Here is a 25991-nt window from a genome sequence, read left to right as displayed (position 1 = left end):
GCAAATCCACACGAATCGGCGACCGAAAGTGCAAGATCGCGGAGGGCTGGGGCGGGGCCGATGTGGGTTAGAGCTGCCAGGGGAGGGCGGTGGGGGGCAGGTAGCGGCAGGTGGCTCCTGTGGAGACGGCGTCGCGGAGGTGCCTCGCCAGCGCCGGGTGTCGGTGGTCGAGCTTGCGTAGCGTGTCGCGGATTCGCGCGGTCACCGTCTTGCGGGCCCGTTCAGCCTCGTCGCCGAGGCGGCGGCTCCGGCCGGCGAGGCCCGCCGCCGCACGCAGTTCGTCGAGCAACGCGCCCCGCTCGGCGTCCAGCTTGGACACTTTCCGGTCGTCGTCCCGGGCGGCGGCCCGATCGATCTCCTCGTCGAGACGGGCCAGGTGCCGCCGGTAGCGGGCTTTCGCCTCGTCGTCGAGGACCGGGTCGGCTCCCATCCGGCGGGCGGCGACCAGCTCCGGCCCGGCGGCCGGGTTGAGCAGTTCCACCGCCGGCACGTCGCTGCCCGGGCGGCTGAGCAGCAGGTGCAGGTCATGCAGGCCCTTGGCGTCGGGCAGGTGCACCACCACACCGTCGTACGCGAGCTGCCAGACCGGCCCGTCGCGCCGAAACTCGTACCCCTCGATCGCGGGCGCGACCGGCGCGGCCTGGCCGGGCGCGACAACCTGGCCCGGCACGCTGGCCTGGCCCGCTCCAGCCGCCTGGCGCGACCCGGCAGCCTGGCCCGACCCAGCGGCCTGGAGCGTCGCGAGGGCCTGGTCTGGGCGGTCGGCGTCGGGGGCGGCTGGGGCGGCGAGCCGGTGGAGCACCTGCGTCATGCCGAGAGCTGTCGCCTCCTGGATCGCGGCGGCGCGCAGCGCGGTCAGTGTCGCGGTGTCGCCCGGGTGGCCTCGGCCGGCGAGGGCGTTCGCGAGGCCGGTGCGGGCGAGCAGCGACCAGGGTCGGGAGCCCATCCGATCGGCGGAGTCACGGGCGGCGGTGAAGCCGGCGATGGCGTCGTCCCAGCGCTCCTGGGCGGCGTCGACAAGCGCCAGCCAGTGGTCGACGGGACCGCTGATCTCGCAGCCGAACAGCCCCACCATCCACTCTCCGCGGTGCGGGGCGAGCGCGGCTCGCGCGGCGTCGCAGCGCTGCGGGTCGGCGGACGCGGCGGCGGCCTGTGCGCGGAGCCGTAGCCAGAGTGGGGACACCGGCCGCGGATAGCGGATGGCGGCGGCCTCGATGCCGGCGGTCAGCCGGACCGCCGTCTCGCCGTCGCCACGCTCCGCCGCGGTGATCGCCCGCAGCAGCTCCCGGTAGGGGTAGTCGGTCGGGGCCAGCCCGTCCACGAGCACGGCGGCCTCGGCGACCCGGCCCTGGAGCAGCAGCCGGGACCAGCGCAGGTGGTGGCCCATGAACCCGAACTCGATGTGGCTCGGGTCGGCGTGGTCGCCGAGGACGGTGAACCGCTCGTCGGCCCTGGCGAAGTCGCCCCGGAACGCCGCGATGATCCCACTGTCGACGGCTGCGGCCATCCGGTGTCTGGCGAAGTCGCCGTGCCGTTCGGCGTCGACGAAGGTGGTGAGCTCGTCGGCGAAGCTCGGGTCGCCAAGCTCCAGCAGCGCCACCCAGCGCAGCGAGGTGGCCCACAGCTCGGTCTCCCGGTCACCCGTCCGGTGGGCCACGTCCCGGATCTCGACCGTGAGCGCGGCTCGGGTCGCGGCGGTGCCGAGCCCCCAGGTCGTGTCGTGCCGGGCCCAGAGGCTGAAGGTGAGCGCCTCGTCGTCCTGCCCTCGACGGGCGATCGTCTCGCTGGCGGTGATCAGGTCCGCGACCAGGGCGCCGACAGTCGCGGTGGCGTCCGGTTCGCCGATCAACCGGCGGTACGCCTCGCGCACCAACTCTGCCGACTCGATCGACTGGGCGGTATCCACCTGGCGGGAGCGGTTCACGGTGAGCGCGACCCGGGCCAGCAGCACCGGGTCGTCGAGCGAGCGGGCCAGCTCGGCGGCCTCGGCCAGCAACCGTTTGACCTCTTCCCGGCCGGCGTGGTGGTAGTGCGACTCGGCGAACTCGACGAGGATCCGCACCCGTTGCGCCAGGTCCTCGACGACCTCGAGCGCCCGGCGGAAGTGCACCGCCGCCTCGTCGCCGGCCAGCCGGGCGAACGCGTCCCGCCCGGCGGCGACCAGCAGCGTGGCCACCCGGGCCCGGTCCAGCGCGGGGCCGGCAAGGTAGGCGTGGCGGGCGAGGTCGGCCGGGATCAGCCGATCGGTGAGCTCCCGCAGGTCGTCGACGGCCCGGACGACTGCGCCGTGCCGGGCCCGCCGGTCGTCGTCGGTCAGCCCGTCGTAGAGGGTTTCGCGGACCAGGTCGTGGGCGAAGGCGAAGCGGCCACCGCCCCGGGCCACCACCAGTCGGGCGGTCACCGCCCGGTCGAGCAGCCGGTCGACCTGCGCCGCCGGGGCGGCTGCGCAGGCCGCGAGGACCTGACGGTGGAACTCGCGGCCCAGTACGGCGGCGACGGTGAGCGCCTCGACGACGGCGGCGGGCAGTTGGGCCAGGCGGCGGCGCACCGCCTCCCGTACGCCGGGTGCGATCGTGCCGACCGCGTCGTCGGCGTGCCACAGCCGCGCGGTCTGCTCGACGAAGAACGGGTTGCCACCGGTACGCCGGTGCACCTCGTCGACCAGGCCGGCACCGGGCTCCCGCCCGGCGGTCCGGGCCATCAGCGCGGCCACGTCGTCGCGGGAGAGGCCGGTGAGGGTGATCGTGGTGGCCTTCGCGACAAGCGGCATCAGCAGCGGGCGCAGCGGATGCTCGCCCGACTCGACCTCGGCGTCGCGGTAGGTGCCGATCAGCAGGAGACGCTCGAACCAGGTGTGCTGGGCGGCGAAGCTCAGCAATCGCAGTGAGGCCGGGTCGGCCCAGTGCAGGTCGTCGAGGACGACAACGACCGGCCGCTGCTGGGAGACGGCGACCAGCGCGGCGGTCACCGCGTCGCAGAGCGCGAACGCCTCCTGGTCGGCGACGTCCGGGCCTGGGTCGACGCCTGCCCAACTGACCAGGCGTCCGGCCTGCTCGCCTCCGGTGCCCGACTGGCCGAGCAGGGCGGCGAGGGCCGGCTCCGCGGACTGCCGCGCCACTGCCCAGTCGTCGGCGGAGCGCCGCAGGCCACGCAGCACCTGCACCCACGGCCAGTAGCCGGGGGCGCTGTCGGAATCCCAGCAGGCGGCGCCGAGCACCAGCGCGCCTCGCTGCCGGGCCTCCCGGGCCGCCGACGTGACGAGGGTCGTCTTGCCGATGCCCGGCTCGCCGGTGACCAGCACGAAACCGCCGTGACTGGTGGTGGCGCGATCCAACTCGGCGCGCAGCAGGCCTGCGGGGTGATCCCGCCCGATGATGGCGTCGCCGAGCGCGTCCATGGTTTCCAGACGGTACTGGAACCGTGCGACAGCGCGGGTGGGTTAACCGGCCGGATGCTTCGCGGGTCTCGCCGGTTAGAGAGGGCCTTTGGAGCTGATGTCGCAAACGAGTCGACCCCATCACTCCCTAAGCTTCCCTAACCGAGTATTATGGGGAACGATGACGGAAGAAATGTACTCTGTTGAGCAGGTGGCCGATCGGCTCAGCCTGCACGTGCGCACCGTGCGCGGCTACATCCGCACGGGCCGGCTCCGGGCGGTGCGGATCGGCAAGCAGTACCGGATCGCCGCCAGCGATCTCGACGCCCTCACCGGGCAGGCGCCGGCCGTCGTGGCCGGGCAGGCCGAGGTGTCGAGCGCCGAGGTGTCGAGCATCGTGCAGATCGACGGCGTCGACCGGGCCGCCGCCGACCGGCTCGGCACGCTCGTGCTCACCAGCGCCAACACCGGCCACGACCAGGCCCACCCGCTGCGGGTGCAGACGGTGTACGACGAGGAACGCCAGCGCATGAAGATCATCATCCTGGGTGACCCCGCCGCCACCGCCGAACTGCTGCACCTGCTCGACGCCGTCCTCAACGCCGACAACGGCCTGCTCAATCGGGAGGTTCGCGATGTCTGACGAGATCCAGGAACGCGCCGGGGTGCCGGTGCTGGTCTGCGACCCGGCGGGGCCGCCGGTAGCCACCGAGCAGGACGCGCTGGACCTGATCGGGGCGGCGTTCCTCGGCGCCCAGGTGGTGGCCGTACCGGCCAACCGGCTCGACGAGCGCTTCTTCTCGTTGGGCACCCGCTTCGCCGGAGACGTGATGCAGAAGTTCGTCAACTACCGGGTGCGCCTGGCCGTCGTCGGCGACATCTCGGCGCAGCTCGCGGAGAGTTCGGCGTTGCGCGCACTTGTGCACGAGTCGAACCAGGGTGGGCAGATCTGGTTCGTCCCCGACCTCGACGCGCTGGACACCCGCCTACGCGCCGCCCGATAGCCACTCACCTGGCGCGCGAGACCGCCATCTCCACCTCGTCCGGCTCCACTCCCCTGGCCCGAGCCTGCCCGGCCGCCCACCGCAGATAGGCCAGCCACTCCTCGGATGACCACCCGTTACGGCGGCCCACACCCGCCTCGGCCGGGAGCTGGCTGGCCACGACACGGTCGAGGATCAGCGGCTGCACACCGCCCGCCCCACGCCGGTAGCCGGCGAAGTAGAGAAGCTTCGTGAACAGGCCCGGCCCCAACCACGGCAGACGAGCGTGGTCGGGGTCGCGGAAGCGGCGGTACGCCGTGCGCAGCGCCTCCTCGTCGGACGCCGGTCCGGACACCTCCTCCAGCGCGTACGCCAGGCGTTTGCCGTCCGGGTCGGCGGCGAGCGACCTGGCGGCGCGCCACGGGCCGTACCCGATGGGCCCGTAACCCCAGGCCAGCACGGCGGTCAGCAGGTGACGTGGACTCGCGGACCCCGCCCGGTACGCATCGGCCACCGCGAAGACGTCGCGCCGCCAGACCTCGCCGCTCGCCGGAAGGATGTCGGGCCACACATCCGGCGGCAGCCCCGCCCGCCAGCGGTCGACGTTCACGGTGACCGGGGTCCGCTCCCCCGGTAACACCACACCCTCGGCCGTCTGCATGGTCGCCTCCCTCAGATCGCGCGCTCGCGGAACTCCGTGGTTCGGACGCTATGGTCGGGGCCTCCCACACACCGCCCGCCGACGGCAAATCGCGGTATCCCTGCACGGGCGCCTACCTTCCGGGCAGCCACCATCGACACCGCAGCTGGCGGTTCGCGAACGTCGCACGGTTGACCTACGGTCCTCCCGTGCTTCCCAGAAACGTGAAGATCCTCGATCAGGTCCGCGCCGAGGCGCTGCGCCGCGACATCCCCGCTGCCGACGTGGAGCGCTGGCTGGGGCTCGCCCGCCCGTCCGCCCTCCTGACACAGGGGGGTGACGGGCCGGTCGTCGGCGCCATCCGTGGGCCCGTGATGCTTCCGATCGACGCCGAGGACCCCGAGTACCCCTTGATCGCCACCATCGACTGCGCTGCTCTTCCGGCAGACGTGACCGACCTTCCGCTACCGTCCGACGGCCAACTGCTGCTGTTCGGCTGGCCGGAAGAGAGCGGCTACGGCGAGGTCAGGTATGTGCCGTCAGGCGTGGCGGTCGAGGAGCGAGAGCAGTATCCGCCCGACTTCCCTCCGGACGACGAGGAGTTCGCCGAGGTCTACGCGGAGATCCCACAGGGCGATCTGCATCTCACTGTCGACATCTCTCTGCCCTACGTCAAGACGATCCCGGGGCCCCCATGGTCTCCGCCGCTGCCGGGTGATCCCCCGTTCGAAGAGATGACCGAGGTGTGGAAGGAAGTACTGGGCAACGTGCCGGACGGCATGTTCTCCTTTGGAGGCTGGACGACGCCGCTGCTGTTGGGCGGCTACGGCACTGACTGCAACGGCTTCAACCCCGCGTGGTTGGGCGCCAACCCCTCGGGCTGGTCCTGCTACGACGGGCCGGTACGCGGCGGTGGGCCGCCCGACCACGGCGACTGGGTTCTGCTGGCCGAGTTCCACGGCGGCAGACAAGGGGGCGCAACCATCCACTGGGTGATCCAGCGTTCCGACCTGAAGGATCGACGCTTCGACCAGGCCAGCGTCCTCGTCTACTGGAATCCGTGAGTCCGCTCGCCACCGGGAGCGTCGACCGGGCCGATCACCACCACCCAGCGACCCGCCTACGCGCCGCCCGATAACCACCTCACCGCCCGGGACGGCATTGGAGCTGACGGGGGCTCAGGACTAGCCGCACAATGACCGGGTACGCGCGATCCATGGGTAGCCACAAGCAGAACAAACACGACAGCGGCGGCGAGTCGGCGCGAGGCCGGCGGCATTCGGGCAGCGGCGCTCCGGGCCGCCAGGGCTCGACCGTGGAGCACTCGCCCGACCAACGGCATCGCCGTACCGCGACCGGCCCGGCCGGCACCGAACGCGACCTGGGCCGGGCCAAGGTCTCGGGCGACGGGCGGATCCAGCGCCAAGGCAGCTCCTGAGCCGAACGTCCAGCCGGTGCAGCCGCTCGCGCATTTGCTGAGCACCTGCACCGGCTGATCGGCTCCTACGGCGTGGCGCAGATGGCGTACGCCGTGTCGGACCAGTTGCCGGCGAAGGCGTCCTCCTCGTACGCGCCGGACGCGGCGGACGTCGGGGCGGTCGCGGGGCCGCCGTTGGGGCGGAAGTCGTCGACAATGCCCTCGCCGGTCACCCCGTTCAGCTCGTAGCCGGCGCCGGTGAGCACCTTCCCGACCGGGCACGTTGCCGTGACGCTGCGGAAGTCGAGGGAGTTGCTGGCCCCCACGGCTGAGGCGCGCACCAGGCCCGCGAGGGGGTTGGCGCAGATCGCGTACGCGGTCGCGGACCAGTTCAGGGCCGTGGCGTCCGACTCGTACGCGCCGACGGTGACCGCGGTCGGGGCGGTGGCGACGCCGCCGTTGGGGCGGAAGTCGTCGACGACACCCTCACCTGTCACGCCGTTCAACTCGTAGCCGGTGCCGGTGAGCACCTTCCCGACCGGGCACGTCGCCGTGACGCTGCGGTAGTCGGCCGAGCTGCTGACGCTGGCCGTGGAGATCCGGACCAGGCCGGGCACCGGGTTGGCGCAGATCGCGTACGCCGTGACCGACCAGTTGCCCGCGAACGCCTCGGTCTCGTAGGCGCCGACGGTGACGGCCGTCGGTGCGGTGGCGACGCCGCCGTTGGGGCGCAGGTCGTCGACGATGCCCTCACCTGTGACGCCGTTGAGTTCGTAGCCGGTGCCGGTGAGCACCTTCCCAACCGGGCAGGTCGCCGTAACGCTGTGGTAGTCGGCCGAGCTGCTGACGCTCGTCGCGGCGACCCGCACCAGGCCGGGGACCGCGGCGGACGCCGGGCTCGCCGGGACGAGCACCGCTCCCGTCGCGACAAGGCCGAGCACGAGTGCTGACGCTCGGCCGCCGAACCGCCGGGTTTCGTTCTGAGTACGCATGTGTTTTCTCCCGTCTGTGGCCGGACGGGGCGGCAGGTGCGACGCCGACGTCGAGGCCGTTCGTAATGACAGGTTCACGCTAGGTAGCCACCTGACCAGGCATTATCCGCAAACCGACTACGTCGCGTAACGGACTGGATCCGTCGTTGGCGTCACTGGACTGACGGACGATGCACAGGCATCGATACATGTGCATACCATGCGGCTATGCCTGCTCGCCGCGTCACCGCCACCATCGCCCTCGCCGCGCTGGCGAGCCTGTTCGCCGTCAACGCCGCCCAGGCCGACGGCCCGGCGATCAGCACCCCCGGCGCCCCCACTGTGGTGGCCAACGAGCCACATCAGCTCACGCTCAGCTGGGCACCCTCCGCCTGGGTCGAGCCCGGCTCGGAGCAGCCGATCAACTACGAGGTGCAGGTCCCGCTGGGACCGAACACGTACCGCTTCCTCGGCGCCACCACCGACACCACCATCACGCTGACCGACCTCGCACCCGGCACGACGTACCGGATCGCGGTTGCCGCCCGCGCGCTCGGCGGCTACTCCGACACCTCGCCCACCACCACCGTGCGCACCGCGGCCGGCCGCGCGACGGTCAGCTACCTCAACCTGGACTGGTCCCCGACGAACAACCAGATCCAGCACCTCCTGAAGGTGACAAACACCGGCACCGGGCCGCTAGACCTGAGCACGGTGCAGGTGCGCTACCACCTGCGCTTCGAGGGCGGCAACACCTCACTCGTGCCGAACTGCGACTGGGCCGCACTGGGTTGTGCCCGGATCCGGCAGACCGTGCAGTTCTTCGTCCCGCCCGGCGGGCCCTCGGCTTTGACCACGCCAGCGCCGCCGGGCCCTCCGCCGGGTACGCCCGTCCCCGGCTGGGTGGAGCTGACGTTCACCGACGGCACGCTCGCGCCGGGCCAGTCGACCGGGCCGATCCAGCTACGGCACCACCGGCACAGTTGGAGCACCATCGACGAACGCGACGACCCGAGCTGGCTCGCCGCGACCGGCCAGTGGACCTCGAACGACCGAATCACGCTTGATGTGGACGGGGTACGCGAGTTCGGCGATCTCTCCTCCTGAGCCCGCGTCGGGCTGCCGATGTGGCCCGAGTCGGGCCGGCCCCGGACCGTCCCGTGCCCCGGCTCGTGGCGTTCGACGCATCAAGGAATGCCTGCCACGTCCCGTCGGTGCCGAAGCAGCGCGTCAGGATCTGGCAGGTTCTCGACCCTCTCCGGCAGGCGGATCTGCTGGCCGTGGTAGCTGGAGTAGTGCGCGATGCCTGCCACCACATGCAAGACGTACGACTCGTCAATCCAGATCAACCCTCGGTCCAGCAGGTTGTGCAGGTCAGCGCGGAGCAGGAGGCCGTTGTTGACCTGATTGGTGGCCGGTCCGTCGTACGGGTCGATGTGTGCAGCCTGGAGCGCAGCCTCGACATCACAGCCGGTGATCGCGCAGCGGTTGCCGTACGCCTTCATGAGCCGGCGGCGGAAGTCTGCCTGCCCCTGCCGCGCGGTGACCTCTGCCAGCCTCCTACGCCGCCCCTCGGACGCAGCCTCCGACTCGACGGCCCTGCTGTCGTCCGGGAATTTCGCCAAGTTGTCGGCCTCCTCCGGCCGCACCTTGTTCAACACCTGCTCGGCGAGTTGGCCGTTGTGTCCTGCAGCGTGCAGCGTTCGGACTTTCAGCAGCGGCTCGGTGAGATCACGTACGGCTGCGGCGAAACGTTCATCGCGGAAAGCGACCATCAGGTCGTGGTGCCAGCCATCGACCCGGACCTGGTCCGGCCCCGGATCCGCGTAGTCGGAGGGGCCGATGGTCAGATCGGGGAAGGCATCCATGAACGCCTGAAACGTCGGCCAGTGCTGACGCAGGGCAGACCATCTGACAATGACAAAGCCGGTGATCAGAGAGTGTTCGGCCTGCTCGGCGGGCTCGGCCAGAACGAACGTCTCCATCCGCTTCATGCTGACTGCGGCGAGCCTTCCGGCAAACGTCGCCGGCAGGCAGGACAGCGCCCAGTAATCCCGCTCCTTGTCTGCGGCATCGGGCACAGCGACACGCAGGTACGCACGGACCGCATCGAGCACCCCACCGTAGTATCGGCCGGACCTCAGGCGATCGAACTGGCGCTGCTTTGCGGAGACCTCGGGCAACCCCGACTCCTTCGGCATATGCCTGTTAAATCGAGGTCCAAGGGTCGCGACCAGCGCCTCCTTCACTCCCTGCGCATCGTCTGTCCGCAGCCAGCGGAGGTCGCAGTGAGACAACCAGTCGGCGATGTCAGCAGCGGCCGCCGGGGCACCGCGCTGGTCGAGCAACCGGCCGACCTGTTCGTGCAGGACAGATGAGCCACGGTTGCCGGTCAGGTGCTGGCGAAGACGTCTACGTAGATCTCCAGTCGAACCGACATAAACAACCACGCCATCCTCGAAAACCACGTGCACACCGGGCGTTCGAGGAGCGTCATCGGCGGCGTCCCTTGTGTAGGGCCGTGCAGGGCTGAAGCCGGACAGCGGATCGCCAGAAAGAGTGTCGGGCACGCCCAGACGCTACTGACCTGAATCCTTTTTCGCGGTCCCCTGAAGCTGCCAGGGGCACCGCAGGCCGGGCGACCGGCGTGAGCCGGGTCTGGGCGGCCTTGTCCTGACGAGCGATATACCTCCGAGGCATATCTATGCCTCACAGGTATATCGCTTTGAGGGGCACTACTCCCGACCTTCCCGCGGCGGATGCCGTACGCCTTGGACCGGCAGGTCTTCGACGTGGCCCCACTTGAGTTCGGAGCCACCAAGCAGAGCCGCCTCACCCCAGGAGACCCGGAGCAGACCTTCGTCGGAGTTGCATGCGAACCCAACGAGCAGCACCCTCGGCTCGTCGGTCAACTGCTCCACAGCCTCCCGAAGAGCTGAACGATCGCGGGCCTCCTCCGGAGTGAGCGGCATCAGCGGCAGGGTGACCTCCTCGTGGCTCGGCTCAGGCCCGAAGAGAATCAACAGGTCTCGGATAAGCCGGTTGAGGTCACGCCCGGGGCGGGCGTCGCGCATGTCCAGGTCGCTGCGCGTCGCGTACCGCCAGGGCAACAGGAGATGACCCTTGCAGATGGTGACCCGCACCTGGGCACCCGGTGGATGCACGCCCACCACATCGGGGAGGTCGTGCAGATACTCGTGCAACACCTCGTACTGCTGCTTCCACCGAACGGGGCCGAAGGCGTGATCGGTGTCCAACTCCGATGCATCGCGGGCATCCTGCGCAAGCTCAACCGCGCGGCGCAACGCCGCCGGGACCGCAGCGCGAAGAGTGGTCGCCAGAGGTAGCCCGAACTTCTCGACGGACCATTGCGACGGACCGCCACCATCCACGTCGCTCACCCCCCGTGCTGGCGCGCACACGCTCAGGTAGACAGCCTCTCATGACCGTCAATGGGTAGAGGGTCATGCAAGGTCGGGCCCACCAGTCCACGGCCGAAGCGGTCCGCCAGGTGGATGCGGGCGGCGGGGATGCCGAGAGAGCGCAACCGTGGCCGAGCGGCGGCCAGCATCGCGGGCGGGCCGCACAGGTAGATGTCCTGCCCCGGCTTGTGGTGTTCGAGGGCGATGGTCAGGGCGTCGCCCCGCTCGGCGGGCTCGGCGCAGGGGTCGTCGGAGAACGCCGGCACGATGGTCAGCCAGCCGTGGGCGCATTGCAGCTTGTCGAGGGTGATCGAGTCGTACAGGTCGGTGAAGGTACACGCGCCGACGACGAGCGTCACCCGCCGACCGTCCGGTGCGGCGGCGACCTGCTCGACCAGGGCGCGCAGCGGCGCCAGGCCGGTGCCACCGGCGACGAGCAGCAGATCGTTCGTGCTTGCCGGGTCGAGGCTCAGGCCGGTGTCGACGGGTGGGCCGAGCCAGAGCAGTTCGCCGGGGCGTACCTCATGGACCAGGCGGTGGGAGACGGTGCCGGCGGGTACGGCGCGGACGTGCAGCTCGACGGTGCCGTCCGCGCGTGGGGCGTTGGCCGGCGAGAGCCAGCGCCAGTGGCCGGGTAGACGCGGTGTGCAGACCGGCACGGCCTGACCTGGCTGGAAGGGCAGTCGCCGCCAGGGACGTACCGTGAGGATGGCGATGTCGGGCGACGGCCGGTCATGGCCGATCACCTGCACGTGCCACCAGGCCGGGCCGTCGCCGGCCTGCGCGGCGGCGCGGCGGATGGCGCGCGTGGCGCGGCACAGGGCGCGCTCGGCGGCGACGGTGAGCTGCGGCGTCCACTGTGGGTGCGCGTGCCGGGCCACGGTGGCGAGCAGCGCGTCACCGATGGTGGTGGAGTGCGGGAGCAGGTCGAGATGACGGTACGCGCGGCCGAGCACCAGGAGCAGCGCCGCCCGGCTCGCCGGCTCGTCGTCGCCGACCACGAGGCGGCCCAGCGCGGTGAGGAACAGCGGCGCGTCGCGGTGTGGAAGCAGCCCGGGGCGGCGGTCTTCGACTGTGCACCAGAAGTCGCCGGCGGCCCGCACATCGACCGACTCCCAGGCAGCGGCCAGGCCCACGCGAGCCGGGTGGTCGTCGTCGATCACGGTGGGCATGCCGGCTCCAAGTCGTTGATTCATGGGCTGGCACCGGGGCGGGAGGAGCTGCGCCGTTGAGGGCCGGCGCAACTTCGGGACCGAGCACCCGCCCCGGGCCATGCGTCGACTCTCGCGGCTGACCAGGGACAACGGCATGTCGCGGTGATCGTTGGCGACATACGCAATCGGTATGCGCTCGACCCTGTGACGGTCGAATCGGGCAGACTGCGGGCATGACGGAACGCCCGGTGCTGTATCTGGTCGTCTGCGCGGCGGGTCCGGCGGAACACATCGACGAGCTGGTCGACCTCCTGATCGCCGACGGGTGGCGGGTGTGCATGATCGTCAGCCCCACCGCCGCGCCGTGGCTCGACCGTCAGGCGTTGCAGGACAAGACCGGTTATCTGGTACGCGTGGAGTGGCGGATGCCCGGCGACCCGGAGCCGCACCCGCCGGCAGATGTGGTGCTGGCCGCCCCGGTCACGTTCAACACGGTGACGAAGTGGGCGTTGGGCATCAACGACACGCTGGCGCTCGGCGTTCTCAACGAGTCGCTGGGAGCGGGGTTGCCGATCATCGCGTTTCCGCACACCAAGGCGGAGTTGGCCGCGCATCCGGCATACGCGGGTCACGTGGCAGTGCTGCGCGCTGCCGGCGTGGTCGTGGCGGACGGGAAGCCGCTGGACCCGATGAACGGGCCGGGGCGTTGGGGCGTGGTCATCGAGGCGCTGCGGCGGCGCGCCGGTCCTGAGTAGTTGTAGTCCGCACGCTTCGCCTGGCGGTCCTTTGACGATATGCGTTGTGCGTATACCAGCGTTCCACGCAGCGTGTTCAATGGATAGGCTCGATAAGGCGAGATGAACGGAGCCGCCGGTGACCCACGCGAACTGCCCTCGCTGCGGCGGACGGCTGGCCCGGGACAACGACAGCGGACGGTGTGCGCCGTGCCAGGCCGCCGAGCGGGACCGGTTGAGCACGCCGCCCGTGGTGCCGGCGGGCTTCTGGGAGCACGAGCCAGTGCGACAGGCCCTCGCCGAGCGGCATCTGGGGCGGGTGATTCGGGCGTACCGGTGCCATCCGTACCACGGTCGGATTGCCTTGCCGCAGACCGTGGTTGCGGGATGGCTGGGGATCACGCAGGCGCAGTTGAGCCGGGTGGAGAACGGCCCACCGCTGGTGCACCTAGACCGACTGACGCACTGGGCACAGCTTCTCGGGATGCCCGCATCCTGTCTCTGGATCGCCCTCCCTGGACAGCCTCAGCGATCGGCCAAGAAGCCCGCAAGCGCCCGCGCCTCAACCGACGCACAGGGTGCTGGCCCGGACGAGGGTCGGCGAGCCTTGTTGGCCGGGATCGCCGCCGTCGCTGCGGGTGCGGGACTGCTCGGCGGCAGCGAGCTTGTCCAGCCACGGCGAATCGGCACGGCGGACATCGCTCGGCTGAACGCAGTATTGGAGCTTTACCGGTCGGTGGATCGGGAATCTGGCGGTGGTCTGCTGTATCGGGAGGTGGCCCGGTTCGCAGAATCGGTCTACCGGATGCTTGATTGGTCGCACCCCGCCGGGCTCACTCCACCTCTCATCGCGGCGGTGGCGACGGCTCGGCAACTGGCCGGCTGGACTGCTCTCGACGCGGGAAGGCACCACGACGCGCAGCGACACTTCGTCGCCGGGGAGCGCGCCGCGTTGACTGCTGAGAACGCTCCGCTGGTCGCGATGATTCGGTACGCGCAGGCCAAGCAGCTTCAACACCTTCGGCACAACCGGGATGCCCTCGCGACGCTACAACTCACGTACGCGCAGCTCGGGTCACACGCGACCCCGGCGGCCAAAGCCCTGCTGTGGGGGGCGGAGGCAGCCTCAGTTGCAGCACTAGGCGACCACCAGACCGCCGTGAGAACCCTCGGCAAGGCGAGCGACCAGTTCGAGCGCATCAACAGGGAGCGTGAGCCGGTCTGGTTGGGCTTCTACGACCGCGGCGAGTTGTTGGCTCAGTACGGACGCGTGTACCGGGACATGGCACGGCGAGACCGGAAGCACGCGTCCGAGGCAGTGCGCTGGGGCAGGGATTCCATCGCGGCGTTCGGCGCGGCGAACGTGCGCAGCACGGTGCTTAACGAGGTCGGGCTGTGCAGCGCGCTGTTCTTGGCCGATGAGCCCGAGCAGGCCGTCGCGATCGGTAATCGGGTGCTTGAGAAGTGCCAGGTGATGAGTTCTAAACGGGTCATCGACCGAGTCATCAATCTGCGTCGTGATTTCGCTCGGCACCGGAAGCTTCCGGAGGTGGCCGCGTTCGACCGACTCCTCACCGCTCGGGCTGCGGCACCCGCATGAGCGGGCGGTTGTCTGAGGCGGCGATGACGGGAGCCATGCGGGACATCGCCACCACCCTTGGCGTCTCTCCCGAGGCTGCACAACTGCTGCAATTGACCAACAACGCCGTCTTCGCATTGCCTCGATCTGGAATCGTCATCCGGATCGCGCGAACCCATCAGCTCCTAGACCGGGTGACCAAGGTGGTTCAGCTTGGGCGTTGGTTTGCTCGGATCAACGCACCGACGATCCGTCTCGCGCCCGGTGTCGAGCAGCCGGTCCGAGTCGGCGACCTCATCGCCTCCGTCTGGTCATATGTTCCGCCACAACCGTCCGCGCCGACGGTGGAGGATCTCGGCCTTGTGCTGCGCGAGTTTCATGCTCTCGACGCAGCCTCCATTGAACTCCCGGCTTGGGACCCGGTCGGCGACGCACGACGACGCGTGGCTGATGCCGAAGGTCTCGATCGGAATGACCGCGATTTTCTGGTGAATTGGTGCGATCGCTTGGAGCCCCAGCTCGTTGCGCTCAATCACCGGGAGGAGCCGAAGCTCGTCCACGGGGATGCCCATGTCGGCAACCTGCTGCGAGAGGCATCCGGCCGGACAGTGATGTGCGACTTCGATGCCACGTGCATCGGGCCATGGCAGGTTGACCTGGCAGCGGTGGCGGTAGGCGAGGCACGGTTCGGAGGCACCGGCCTACATCGAGGATTGGCCAACGCCTACGGCTACGACGTGACCTCAGACCAGTCATGGACAGTCTTGCGGGAAGCGCGCGAGTTGAAGATGATCGCAGCCGCCGCGCCGCTCACTACTAACTCGCCAAGTGTCGCGGGTGAGTTCGCAGACCGCCTCCAATCAGTGCGGAAGAATGACCAGAGGGCCCGTTGGAAGCCTTTCGCTGATCTCGCACCAAGTCGTCATGAAATACGTGGGTCGGCGAACCGACACACGTTAAGAGATGTGAGCCAGGGGAGGCCCCGAAGCGCCACGACCGACTAGATTGCGTGGATGACGGATCTTGAGCGGGGTGTTTACGAGCATTTGATCACTCGTGAGCTGGCCGATCGCCTCCAGCACGTCGACCCCGCCCTGGTCCAACACCACAAGCTCGAGCCCGCCGACGCCCACCAAACCCTCGCCCGCCACATCGCCATCCTGGCCGCCCGCGCCCTCCAGTCCGTCCCCAACGGCGACGACAAGCTCCACCACCAGGTCGAGATGGCGAACCAGATCGCCGATGCCATCGCCGCCCTGAGCCCAAAGGCAGCAACGGATCAGGACCAGGTCACCGATGCAAGGCAACTGCTCCACGCCATCGCCGCCCCACCAACCCCACCTGCGGAGCCCACCTTCCCGCAGCGCCCCACCACCCCGCTCTCCACCGGCGCGCTCCTGGTCAACGGCCGCCACCAGCCCCGGATCGGCCACGAGGTCAACCACGAGATGGCGTCGGCCGAGAGTGTCGATCTGCTCTGCGCATTCATCAAGTGGTACGGCCTCCGCATCGTCGAGCCAGCCATCCGCGAGCTGATCGCCCGAGGCGGCAAGGTCCGCGTCATCACCACCACCTACCTCGGCGCGACCGATCAGCGAGCGCTAGACCGGCTTAAGGAGCTGGGCGCTGAGGTCAAGGTGTCGTACGAGACGAGGACCACCCGCCTGCACGCCAAGGCGTGGCTGTTCCGCCGCAAGAACGGCACCACCACCGCTTACGTCGGCTCGTCGAACCTGTCGAAGACCGCGCTGGTGGACGGCGTGGAGTGGAACGTGCGCATCTCGAACATGGAGCAGCCGCATGTCATCGACACGTTCACGGCGACGTTCGAGGACTACTGGAACGATCCGGCGTTCGAGGCGTACGACGCGACCAGGGATGCCGAACGGCTACGGCACGCGTTGAGCGGGGAGCGGCGCGACGACGCACCGACGGCGATCTCGAACCTGGATGTGCGCCCGTACCCGTACCAGGCCGAGATCCTGGCCGACCTGGATGCCGAGCGCCTGGTGCACGGGCGGTGGCGCAACCTGGTGGTGATGGCCACCGGCACCGGTAAGACCGTGGTCGCCGCCCTCGACTACCGCAGGCTGCACCGCAGCAAAAAGGTGGACTCGCTGCTCTTCGTCGCTCACCAGGAACAGATCCTGCGGCAGAGCCTGTCGACGTTCCGGCAGGTCATGGGTGATGGCAGCTTCGGCGAGACGCTGGTCGCGGGCGAGAGGCCGAACGGCTGGAAGCACGTCTTCGCCTCGATCCAGTCACTGCACCGGCGCGAGGTCGACCCCGAGGCGTACGACATGGTGATCGTCGACGAGTTCCATCACGCGGAAGCGCCGACGTACACCCAGTTGTTGGAGCGACTGCGTCCCCGCGTACTCCTGGGTCTCACCGCGACCCCCGACCGGACCGACGGCGGCGACGTACGCCGGTGGTTCGACGGGCGCGCGGCCGTTGAACTGCACCTGTGGGATGCATTGGAGCGGCAGTTGTTGTCGCCGTTCCAGTACTTCGGGCTGCACGACGACGAGGACCTCTCGCACCTCACCTGGAAGCGCGGCCAGGGCTACGACCCGACGCAGCTAAGCACCATCTACACCGGCAACGATGCGCGGGCGCGGACGGTGCTGCGGGCGGTCCGCGAGAAGGTGGACGTCGGGCGGATGCGGGCGCTCGGGTTCTGCGTCAGCATCGGGCACGCGGAGTTCATGGCCAACTCGTTCAGGGAACACGGTGTCGAGGCGGCGGCGGTGACCTCGCGGGCCGGGACCGATCGGGCCGCGCTGCTGCGGGACTTCAAGACCGGCAAGCTGCGGGTGCTCTTCACCGTGGACCTGTTCAACGAGGGCGTCGACCTGCCGATGGTCGACACGATCCTGATGCTGCGGCCCACTGAGAGCGCCACGATCTTCCTACAACAGCTCGGCCGTGGCCTGCGCCTCGACGACGACAAGCCCTGCCTCACCGTGCTCGACTTCATCGGCGGGCAGAACGCCAACTTCCGCTTCGATCTGCGCTGGCGTGCCCTGACCGGGGTGAGCCGGCGGGCGATCACCGAAGCCGTCCGCGATGACTTCCCGAGCCTGCCGAGCGGCTGCCATGTCGAGCTGGACCGGGTGGCGAAGGAGATCGTGCTCGCCAACCTGCGATCGGCGTTGCCCACCTCGAAGGCCGGTCTCGTGTCCGAGCTGCGGCAGCTCGGCGACGTCACCCTGGCGACGTTCCTCCGCGAGACCGGCTTGGAGATCGAGGACGTATACCGGTCGGCCAGCATCGGCGGCTGGACCGGCCTGCGGCGGCTCGCCGGCATCGAGACGTCCGCGCCCGGCCCCGACGACCGGGAGTTGGGCCGGGCCGTCGGTCGCATGCTGCACACCGACGACGTCGACCGGCTGGAGCTACTGACCCGGGTCGCGGCCGGACCGCCCGCGCCAGGCCAGCAGGTGTACGCGGGAAATAGCCGACTGCTGGACATGCTGCACTTCAGCCTCTGGGGGCCAACCGCACCCCTCGCGACGCGCGACGAGCGGCTGGCGCGGCTGTGGAAGGAGCCGGCCCGCTGCGCCGAGTTGCGGCAGGTCGCCGAGGTGCTGCGGGACCGCATTCACCGGGTGACGCCGACCGCCGCCCCGGGGGCGGTGCCGTTGCGGGTGCACGCCCGGTACAGCCGCAACGAGGCATGCGCCGCCTTTGGGATGACCAACCCGGGGTCGCTGCGCGAAGGGGTGAAGTGGCTGCCCGACGCCCAAGCCGACCTGTTCTTCGTCACCCTGGTCAAGTCGGAAGCCCACTACTCTCCCACCACCATGTACGCCGACCGCGCCATCACCGACACCCTGTTCCAGTGGGAGTCGCAGAGCACCACCTCGGCGGCGTCGACGACCGGGCAGCGCTACAGGTCAGGTGGCTCGACTGTGCACCTCTTCGTTCGGGAAACCCGCATCGCCGACCGCGACCTGGGCGCACCGCCGTACCTCTACGCCGGGCCGATGACGTACCAGGAGCACACCGGCGACCGACCCATGCGCATCGTCTGGAAGCTGCACCACGCGCTGCCCTCCGACATGTACGCCGCGGCTCGGGCCATCGCCGCCTGATATCGGCCGTCCGTCCGCTCGCCCGGCTACCCCTTCGCCACGGCCTCCGGCTCCGGCGGGACGTGCGGCCCGCCGGCCGGTCGCTCGTCGCCGTGGCCCGGCCACCACGCCTTGTGCCCGATCAGCGCGGTCAGTGCTGGCACGAAGAACATCGACATGACGAACGCCGACAGCACGATGCCGATCGCCACCGCGAAGCCCATCTGCTGCAGGAACGAGATCGGAGCAAGCAGCAGCACCGCGAACGTCCCGGCCAGGATCAAGCCTGCTGCCGCGACCGTCGGGCCGGCGTGTTCGACCCCGATGGCGGCGGCCTGGTGCGGCTCATTGCCCTCCCGCGCCTCCTCGCGTAGTCGGGCGATCATCAGGATGTTGTAGTCAGTCCCGATCGCCACCACGAAGAGGTAAAGGATGATCGGCAGCTGGAAGGTGACACCGGGCTCGCCCTGCAACCCTTGGAAGAGGTAGACAGTGGCACCCAGCGTGGCGGCGAAGTTGAGCAGCACCGCTATCACGAGGTAGATCGGCGCGACCAGACTGCGCAGCAGCAGCGCGAGGATAAGCGCGATCAGGCCGGCCGCGACCGGCAGGATCACCGACAGGTCCCGGTTGTTGGCCGAGTTGATGTCCGCGAAGATCGCGGTGGTCCCGCCGACCAGCGCCCGGGTGCCCGGCGGGGCCGCCGCGTGCACGGCACTGCGCAAGTCGTCGCGGACGAGGGTGATCGCCTCGTTGGAGACCGGGTTCTCGTTGAGCAGCAGGTTGACCCGGGCCACACTCGGGTCGGTGCTGCGCTCCGGGGGCTGTGCCTGGCCCACACCCGGGGCTTTCGCCACGGCCGCCGCGAAGTCGTTGACCTGCTGCTCGTTCAACGGCGACCCGTTGCTGGTGGTCAGGTAGACCTCGGTAGGGGCGAGCGCACCGGCGGCGAACCCGCGCTGTAGGTCCTGTGCGGCCTTCGCCGACTCGGTGTCCTGCGGGAAGCCGGCGCTGAAGTCGTAGTCGGCCTTGTAGCCGAGCACGCCCGCGGCGAGCGCGACCAGGAGGACGCCGGAGGCCGCCGCGACAAGCGCCGGCCGGCGCCCGACCGTGTTGCCGAGCCGGTGCCAGATGGTGGCCTTGGGCGCACGCTGCCACGCCTTCGAGGGCCAGAAGACGTAACGGCCGAGCAGGGAGACGACCGCCGGGATGAGGGTGAGCGAGGTGACCAGCATGACGCCGACCGCGATCGCGAGCGCCGGACCGAGGGAGCCGAAGAAGCCCAGCGAGGCGAGGAGCAGCACGAGGAACGCGACGATGACCGCTCCGGCGGCCGAGGTGATGACCTCGCCGACCCGCTGGACGGTGACGATCATCGCGGTGCGCTTGTCGTCGCCGGCGCGCAGCCGCTCCCGGTAGCGGAAGAGCAGGAACAGGATGTAGTCCGTGCCGATGCCGAACAGCACGATCAGCAGGATCGTCTGCAGATCCTGGCTGACACTGAGGTCGAATGCCTTGCCCGCGGCGGCGACAAGACCCGTCGTGATGCTCAGGACGACGCCGACGACCACCACGGGCAGCAGCGCCGCGATGGGGCTGCGGAAGATGACGAGGATCAGCCCGATGATCAGGATGATCGTCGCGACGCCGACCACGGCGAAGGCGTTGTTGAAGGTGTCCTCGTTGTCGACGAAGCTCGCCACGTCACCGGCCACGCCCGCGGTCAGCCCACTGTTTGCCAGCTCCGGGCCGATGTCCGCGCGCAGGTCGCGCACGGCGTCGAGCAGGGCCGGGTCGTCGGGGGTGGGGGCGTCGAGCCCGACGTTGATGATCTGCACCGACTTGTCCGGCGCGACCGCGGGCGGGCCGGTCAGGTAGCCGGACGTGCGCGGGATGTTCCTGGCCTTGAGCGACTGGGCGAGCTGGCCCACCTTCGCCTCGTCCGCCGAAGTGAGTTCCTGCCCGTCGGCGCGCTTGACCACGATGGTCGCCGTCGCGGTGGCCTGCTGCGGGAACGCCTTCTGCCCCAGCTCGGTGGCCTGCACCGACTCGTACGAGCGAGGCAGGAAGCTCTCCTGGTCGGCGGAGGTGATGTCGCTCAGGGACGGTGTAGTGAGGATGATGGCGGTTGCCGCGACCACCCACCCGGCGATCACCCACCACGCTCTGCCCACGACGAATCTGCCCAGCCGCTCGAACATGGTTCCCCCGTGTGTCCGGCACAACCGACGTCTGGTGGCCGAGACGCCCACCGACGCCCCGATCACCACTCTGCGCTACCGATGTGCAGCGTACCGTCGCGCCCTCATCCTTTTCGGACGCACGGGAGTGTCGGGCGCGTGCTTTTCAGCCTCGCGGCCGATGACCGGGCAGCCGTCCGGGTACCACACCCGGTGACTGATCACGCACTAGGTTGGGGGCATGGAGCAGCGGATCAGCCTGATCACCCTCGGCGTCAGCGACCTGGCGCGCGCCAAGGCGTTCTACGAGCACCTTGGCTGGCGGGGCCAGGAGGTCGAGGAGACGGTCTTCATCCAGGCCGGCGGTCTGGCCCTCGTCCTGTGGGGCCGCGACAAACTGGCCGACGACGCCGGCATCGACGACCGAGGCACTGACGGCTTCGGCGGGATGGGTCTCGCCCAGAACGTCCGCTCCCGGGCCGAGGTCGACGAGGTGATCGCCACGGCGACCAAGGCCGGCGCCACGGTGACCAAGCCGGCCCACGAGACCTTCTACGGCGGTTACGCCGGCTACTTCGCCGACCCGGACGGCCACCTGTGGGAGATCGCCTGGAACCCGGGCTTCGCCCTCGCGGAGGACGGCACCCTCACCGTCCCCGACTTCAGCACCATGAACTGAGCGGCCGAGCAGGCACGAACGCCGATCAGGGCGTCGGAGACGGGCAGAGCAACGGGTCCAGCAGCGGCAGTTGAAGTGGGTCCACGCAGATCGCCAGCAGCCCCGGTTCCGGCGAAGGCGTCGCCGTCGCCGTTTCAGTCGGGGTGGCCGTCGGAGTCGGCGAGGCCGAAGCGACGGGCGGCGTCGGCAGGGCTGACGCCGGCGGTTCCGTGGTAGGGGCCGGCCCAGGCGTCGGCACCGCACTGGCCGGCGGAGTCGGGGCGACGGTTGGCGCAGCGGCCGGCGGCAGGGCCACCGCCACAGTGGCTTCCACCACTGTAGAAACGGCGGACGGCCGGACGGCCGGGGCGTACGGCGGGCTCCACACGGCGCTGTCGGCCGATCCGATCCGCGACGCGGGTGCCACCGGACCGACGGGAGACACCGGAACAGAGACGGCCCGAGGCACGTCCATGGCCACGATCTCCGCCGAGGGCACCGGCCCTCGAGAACCCCACGCGCCGGGACCCAGAGCGCCCGGGCCGAGCCCCACGAACACCACGGCCGCGACGGCGGCAGCGCCGAGTGCCCGGCGGTCGGGGCGTACCGCGGTCAACGGCGCGTCGTCCGGGCCGACCAACGGCAGCAGTGCAGGCCGGGCGTTCCGATGCGCGGCCAGCAGCGCGTCGACCTGCGCGATGACGGCAGCGCGATCGTCGGCAGCGGCGAGGGTGAGATAGAAGCGGAAGTTCACCACGGCGTTGGCCGGGACCAGCAGCCCAGCACGTCGACCGCCCTCGGGCAGCAGGGTGACCGGCACGTCGGGGTGGTGGGCGTGGCCGACCAGGTCGGCGTACCGCCACTCGCGCCGGTGCTCACGGCCGCCGAAGGCCACCCGCCGACTGGTCACCACGGTCATGCCGGTGTCGACGACCCGCAGGCCCGGCGGCAGCGCCAGGTCCGCAGTCTCGGCGAAGTCACACAAGCCCGGGGTGGGCAGGCCGGGGACATGCCGCGCCTCGGCCTCGACGAGAGTGGCGACGGGGAGGACGCGGAAGACGAGTTCGTCGTCGTCGAGGTCCACCGGCAGGCCGGTGCGGGGCTGCGTACACCCGAGGAAGCTGGCGGCTTCGATGCGGAGCCGGGCCAGGTGGTCGTCGCGGCGCCGCCAGGCGTCGGTGGCGTCGCGGTACGCGCGCTGCCGGCGCTCGTTCTCGCGCTCGGCCCAGGCGATCCGCCAGGGGGCGCAGGACACAGAGGTCACGGTCACACGCGGTACAACCGCTCACGTACGTGACAGTAACGCGACCAGGATCGATGTGTCCCCTTGTGCCCGGAAGGAGAGAGTTGCAGGTGATCAGCCGGCGCGCCGCCGGTACGGCTGCGGGCCGTGGGTCGGGAACCGCGACTGGGTACGCGGTGGGTACGCCTCGCAGTGCTCGGCCCAGTGCTCGGCGGCCGTGGCCAGGGCGTCCGCGGAGACGGTGAGGATCAGCGGGTAGATCGCTGTGGACGGGCGGCGCATCCACGGTGGCAGCGACTCGGCGGAGAACTCCACGATCAGCTCCAGCCGGCGACGGCGCAGCACCCGGCTGCGCAGCGCCAGGTTGGGTTCGGTGAAGCGGACCATGGCCGGTGGCGCGCTCAGCCCGAGGGCGACGGTGGCCTGTCCGTGCAGCCACCCGCCGAGCGCGCGGGCCTCCTCGACCATGAGGCTCGGGTAGTGGTGCGACCAGGTCTGACCGTCGGCGGTGCGGGCGTCCACCTCGATGAGCAGCCAGTCGCGCCAGCCGGGCGTGGCTCCGTCCGGGTCGTCGGGCGGGTCGATGCCGGGCTGGTAGCCGACGGGGCGTATCCGCACCCGAGCGCCATCGTCAGACCGGATCTCCACTCGATCATTCTGGCCGAGAAAAGCGGACTTTAGGCCCTGAATCGGTCACTTGGTTACGGTTCGCCGCACGCCCTCGTGCTCGGCGCACGCGTTGGACCGGCCGCCGGCCAGGCTGACCGAGCCGTCGCGACACTGCACGAGGTAACCGCGACCCGCCCAGAACTGCGGTACGCAGTCGAACCAGTCGCACACCTCGGCGGCCGGCTTGCGGATCCGCGTGCCGCCGCAGAAGTCGTACCCCAGTGGGTTCTCCGGCGCCCCACAGCGCGGGCCCTGGGTCGCGCTGGGCGACGGGCGTGGTGACTGTGTCGGCTTCGGCGGTGGGGTCTTCGCCGCGAGCGACGGGCCCGCCTTGCCGATCCGCGCGGGTGCCACGCTGACGGTGGGCGCCGGGGTGGCCGCGACGGCGACCTCCGCGCCTCCGGTCGGGTCGGACGGGTCCGACTCGATCAGCGCCGCCGGCACCAGCAGCGCGATGGCCGCCGCCACCGCGATGGTCCTGCGGCCACCGGGCACGAACGACGACAGCCGGGCCTGCCCGGGGGTGGCGGCGGCCCCCCGGAACGGCTTGAGCTGGGCGTGCTCGGCGATCAGCTCGTCGAGCTGGGCGAGCACCGCGGCGCGCTGTTCGATCGCGTCGGCGAAGGCCAGCGTGAGCTTGAACCGGAAGTCCGGCGCGGCGTCGGTGGGCAGCAACAACCCGGAGGTACGCCGCCGGTCCAGCACCTGGATCAGGGTGACCGGGGCCGCCGGGTCGTGGGCCAGGCCGGTTATTCGGCCGTACGCCCAGTCGCGCCGGCCCCGTCCGCCGAGCAGCACGAGCCGACGGCTGGTGATCACGGCCATGCCGGCGTCGGTGACGCGTACGCCGTCCGGGCGGCGCGGGCGCAGCGGCCCGGTTCGCGGGGCGACAGTGAGGTCCGGCGCGGGCAGCACCGTGGTGTGCCGCATCTCGACAAGTTGGGCTGCGGGCAGGACCCAGAGCACCTTCTCGTCGGCGGCCAGCTCCAACGCCAGACCGGCACCGGCCGCAGCGGAGCCCTGGAAGTCGGCGGCCAGGGCGCGCAGCCGCCGTAACTCGTCGTCGCGTCTCCGCCACGCCGCCTCAGCGCCGCGGTACGTGCTGACCCGCCGCACGTTCTGCCGGTGCGCCCACCGGTACCGCCAAGTGGAACCCGTCGAATCAGTCTTTGCCACGCCGACTCCTTCGCCGCGCAGGCCACCAATCTGGGGTGTCACGAGGTTTAACAGGTGCGGCGCGGCGCCCGGACACGCCGAAACGGGCGAACTACCCGATCGGCGGAGCAACCCACACGATAGGGCGATACTCTTGCGTCGATTCACGTTTCTTGAGGGGGGTGACGGTCGTGCCGGCAGTCACGCTGCCCGGGGTCGTGATCGGGGTCGACATCGGCACCACGAGCACCAAGGCCGTCGCGTACGACACCGACGGGCGGCAGCTGGGCAGCAACCTGGTCGGCTACCCGCTGGACAACCCGCAACCCGGGTACGCCGAGCAGGACCCGCAGCTCATCCTCGAAGCGGTCCTCAAGTCGATCAGCATGGTCGTGGCCGAGCTGGTCCAGCCGGTGGCCGGGCTGTCGTTCGGCTCCGCCATGCACAGCCTGATCGGGCTGGACCGGGACGGCAATCCGCTCACCCCGTCAGTGACCTGGGCCGACTCGCGGTCGACCCGGCAGGCCGAGCGGTTGCGGGCGGTGCCGTCGGGGCTGGCCCTGCACCGGCGTACCGGCACGCCCATGCACCCGATGTCGCCGCTGCCCAAGCTGCTCTGGTTCGCCGAACAGGAGCCGAAACTCTTCGAGCGGGTGACGCACTGGGTGGGCATCAAGGACTGGGTGCTGCTGCGGCTCTGCGGCACGCTGGTCACCGACCACTCGATCGCCTCGGCCACCGGGCTGCTCGACATCCACGAGCTGAAGTGGGACCCCGAGGCGCTGGGCATCGCCGGCATCACCGAGGAACAGCTCCCGCAGCTCGTCGCCACCACCGCCGTGCTGCCCCACCTCACCCCGCAGACCGCGGCCGAGACCGGCCTGCCGGAGCGCACCCCGGTGGTGGTCGGCGCGGGCGACGGACCGCTGGCGAACCTGGGCCTGGGCGCGGTGCACCCCGGCATGGTGGCCTGCTCGATCGGCACCAGCGGCGCGATGCGGGTGATGGTCGAGCGGCCCGGCGTCGACCCGCTCGGCGGGGTGTTCTGCTACGCGCTGACCGAGCAGCGCTGGGCGGTCGGTGGCGCGATCAACAACGGCGGCATCGTGCTCAAGTGGGCAGGCGCGGCGCTCGCCCCGGATCTGGGTGAGCACTCCGAGGAGGACCTGGTCGCCCTGGCGGCCCGCGCGCCGGTCGGCTCGGGCGGGCTCATCATGCTGCCGTACCTGCACAGCGAACGGGCACCACACTGGAGCGCCCTGCCGCGCGGCGCGTACGTGGGGTTGACCCACGCACACCGCCGCGAACATCTGGTGCGGGCCGCTCTGGAGGGCGTCTGTCAGCAGCTCGCGCTGGTGCTCAGCTCGGTACGCGCGGCCGGCAACGAGGTCCGCGAGATCCGGGCCGGTGGCGGTTTCGCCCGCAGCGGGCTGTGGCGGCAGATGCTCGCCGACGTGCTCGGCCTGCCGGTGAGCTTCCCGGCCGCGCACGAGGGGTCGAGCTTCGGCGCGGCGCTGCTCGGCATGGAGGCGCTCGGGCTGATCCCCAGCATCGACGTCGCCGCCGACCTGGTGCGGATCGAGGAGACGGTCCGCCCCGACCCGGCCGCCGCCGCCACCTACGCGGCGCTGCTGCCGCTCTTCGCCGAGCTGTACGAGGCGCTCACGCCCACGTTCGCCTCGATCCGCCGGATGGCACCCGGCCTGCCCACCGGCCCCCTGCCACCGGGGTGAC

At 70.4% G+C, this 25991-nt stretch carries 21 protein-coding genes; 11 read left to right on the top strand and 10 right to left on the bottom strand.

Annotated features, from left to right (window positions below; translation table 11 throughout):
• Positions 1 to 67 precede the first annotated feature (67 nt).
• Positions 68 to 3397, bottom strand: a complete 3330-nt coding sequence (locus ACQP0U_RS05425) for an ATP-binding protein (RefSeq protein WP_433316301.1) — start codon at positions 3395 to 3397, stop codon at positions 68 to 70.
• Positions 3398 to 3557: 160 nt separating this feature from the next.
• On the opposite strand from ACQP0U_RS05425, the gene ACQP0U_RS05420 reads away from it, so the two are divergent.
• Complete coding sequence (locus ACQP0U_RS05420) at positions 3558 to 4019, top strand: helix-turn-helix domain-containing protein (protein WP_433316299.1); 462 nt, start codon at positions 3558 to 3560, stop codon at positions 4017 to 4019.
• Positions 4012 to 4380, top strand: a complete 369-nt coding sequence (locus ACQP0U_RS05415) for a DUF4180 domain-containing protein (RefSeq protein ID WP_112725645.1) — start codon at positions 4012 to 4014, stop codon at positions 4378 to 4380. The genes ACQP0U_RS05420 and ACQP0U_RS05415 overlap by 8 nt, the downstream gene beginning before the upstream one ends.
• 4 nt (positions 4381 to 4384) lie before the next feature.
• On the opposite strand, the gene ACQP0U_RS05410 is transcribed toward ACQP0U_RS05415, so the two are convergent.
• A complete protein-coding gene (locus tag ACQP0U_RS05410) occupies positions 4385 to 5020 on the bottom strand; it encodes a hypothetical protein (protein ID WP_433316298.1) in 636 nt (211 codons plus the stop codon).
• 188 nt (positions 5021 to 5208) lie between these two features.
• Between ACQP0U_RS05410 and ACQP0U_RS05405 the strand changes: the two genes are divergently transcribed.
• Both ACQP0U_RS05405 and ACQP0U_RS05400 read left to right on the top strand, forming a co-directional pair.
• Positions 5209 to 6063 carry a hypothetical protein gene (locus ACQP0U_RS05405; protein WP_433316296.1) on the top strand — a complete coding sequence of 285 codons (855 nt, stop codon included), beginning with the start codon at positions 5209 to 5211 and terminating at the stop codon, positions 6061 to 6063.
• Positions 6064 to 6215: 152 nt separating this feature from the next.
• Complete coding sequence (locus ACQP0U_RS05400; protein WP_146755453.1) at positions 6216 to 6437, top strand: hypothetical protein; 222 nt, start codon at positions 6216 to 6218, stop codon at positions 6435 to 6437.
• Between the two features lie 65 nt (positions 6438 to 6502).
• Here the strand turns inward: ACQP0U_RS05400 and ACQP0U_RS05395 are convergent, their stop codons facing one another.
• On the bottom strand, positions 6503 to 7408 hold the full coding sequence (locus tag ACQP0U_RS05395; RefSeq protein ID WP_433316294.1) for a hypothetical protein: 906 nt from the start codon (positions 7406 to 7408) through the stop codon (positions 6503 to 6505).
• 207 nt (positions 7409 to 7615) lie between these two features.
• Between ACQP0U_RS05395 and ACQP0U_RS05390 the strand changes: the two genes are divergently transcribed.
• Positions 7616 to 8494 carry a fibronectin type III domain-containing protein gene (locus ACQP0U_RS05390; protein WP_433316292.1) on the top strand — a complete coding sequence of 293 codons (879 nt, stop codon included), beginning with the start codon at positions 7616 to 7618 and terminating at the stop codon, positions 8492 to 8494.
• Positions 8495 to 8574: 80 nt separating this feature from the next.
• On the opposite strand, the gene ACQP0U_RS05385 is transcribed toward ACQP0U_RS05390, so the two are convergent.
• The 3 genes from ACQP0U_RS05385 to ACQP0U_RS05375 all read right to left on the bottom strand — a co-directional run bounded on the left by ACQP0U_RS05385 (position 8575) and on the right by ACQP0U_RS05375 (position 11981).
• Positions 8575 to 9957, bottom strand: coding sequence for an HNH endonuclease (locus tag ACQP0U_RS05385; protein WP_433316290.1), 1383 nt, complete (start codon positions 9955 to 9957; stop codon positions 8575 to 8577).
• 165 nt (positions 9958 to 10122) lie between these two features.
• Complete coding sequence (locus ACQP0U_RS05380; RefSeq protein WP_433316288.1) at positions 10123 to 10644, bottom strand: hypothetical protein; 522 nt, start codon at positions 10642 to 10644, stop codon at positions 10123 to 10125.
• 167 nt (positions 10645 to 10811) lie between these two features.
• Positions 10812 to 11981, bottom strand: a complete 1170-nt coding sequence (locus tag ACQP0U_RS05375; protein WP_433316286.1) for an FAD-binding oxidoreductase — start codon at positions 11979 to 11981, stop codon at positions 10812 to 10814.
• 215 nt (positions 11982 to 12196) lie between these two features.
• Between ACQP0U_RS05375 and ACQP0U_RS05370 the strand changes: the two genes are divergently transcribed.
• The 4 genes from ACQP0U_RS05370 to ACQP0U_RS05355 all read left to right on the top strand — a co-directional run bounded on the left by ACQP0U_RS05370 (position 12197) and on the right by ACQP0U_RS05355 (position 18373).
• Positions 12197 to 12718: a flavoprotein gene (locus ACQP0U_RS05370; protein WP_433316285.1), complete on the top strand. Its 522-nt coding sequence runs from the start codon at positions 12197 to 12199 to the stop codon at positions 12716 to 12718.
• 118 nt (positions 12719 to 12836) lie between these two features.
• Complete coding sequence (locus ACQP0U_RS05365; RefSeq protein ID WP_433316283.1) at positions 12837 to 14297, top strand: XRE family transcriptional regulator; 1461 nt, start codon at positions 12837 to 12839, stop codon at positions 14295 to 14297.
• On the top strand, positions 14294 to 15280 hold the full coding sequence (locus ACQP0U_RS05360; RefSeq protein ID WP_433316281.1) for an aminoglycoside phosphotransferase family protein: 987 nt from the start codon (positions 14294 to 14296) through the stop codon (positions 15278 to 15280). The genes ACQP0U_RS05365 and ACQP0U_RS05360 overlap by 4 nt, the downstream gene beginning before the upstream one ends.
• Before the next feature lie 9 nt (positions 15281 to 15289).
• Positions 15290 to 18373: a DUF3427 domain-containing protein gene (locus ACQP0U_RS05355; protein ID WP_433316280.1), complete on the top strand. Its 3084-nt coding sequence runs from the start codon at positions 15290 to 15292 to the stop codon at positions 18371 to 18373.
• A gap of 26 nt (positions 18374 to 18399) precedes the next feature.
• Here ACQP0U_RS05355 and ACQP0U_RS05350 read toward each other — a convergent pair whose 3' ends face one another.
• Positions 18400 to 20553, bottom strand: a complete 2154-nt coding sequence (locus ACQP0U_RS05350) for an MMPL family transporter (RefSeq protein WP_433316278.1) — start codon at positions 20551 to 20553, stop codon at positions 18400 to 18402.
• A gap of 220 nt (positions 20554 to 20773) precedes the next feature.
• Between ACQP0U_RS05350 and ACQP0U_RS05345 the strand changes: the two genes are divergently transcribed.
• Entirely contained in the window at positions 20774 to 21211 is a 438-nt protein-coding gene (locus ACQP0U_RS05345; RefSeq protein WP_433316276.1) for a VOC family protein, read from the top strand.
• A gap of 25 nt (positions 21212 to 21236) precedes the next feature.
• On the opposite strand, the gene ACQP0U_RS05340 is transcribed toward ACQP0U_RS05345, so the two are convergent.
• From ACQP0U_RS05340 to ACQP0U_RS05330, 3 genes are all read right to left on the bottom strand, one after another.
• Entirely contained in the window at positions 21237 to 22454 is a 1218-nt protein-coding gene (locus tag ACQP0U_RS05340) for a hypothetical protein (protein WP_433316274.1), read from the bottom strand.
• A 93-nt stretch (positions 22455 to 22547) separates the two neighbouring features.
• Positions 22548 to 23081, bottom strand: a complete 534-nt coding sequence (locus tag ACQP0U_RS05335) for a WapI family immunity protein (protein WP_433316272.1) — start codon at positions 23079 to 23081, stop codon at positions 22548 to 22550.
• A 45-nt stretch (positions 23082 to 23126) separates the two neighbouring features.
• Positions 23127 to 24278 (bottom strand): hypothetical protein, encoded by a 1152-nt coding sequence (locus tag ACQP0U_RS05330; RefSeq protein WP_433316270.1) that lies wholly within the window; start codon positions 24276 to 24278, stop codon positions 23127 to 23129.
• 170 nt (positions 24279 to 24448) lie between these two features.
• Between ACQP0U_RS05330 and ACQP0U_RS05325 the strand changes: the two genes are divergently transcribed.
• A complete protein-coding gene (locus tag ACQP0U_RS05325) occupies positions 24449 to 25990 on the top strand; it encodes a gluconokinase (protein WP_433316268.1) in 1542 nt (513 codons plus the stop codon).
• Position 25991: the final 1 nt, after the last annotated feature.

Source organism: Micromonospora sp. CA-269861, assembly GCF_050948505.1.
GTDB lineage: Bacteria > Actinomycetota > Actinomycetes > Mycobacteriales > Micromonosporaceae > Micromonospora.
This window is presented reverse-complemented; position numbering and strand designations above follow the sequence as displayed.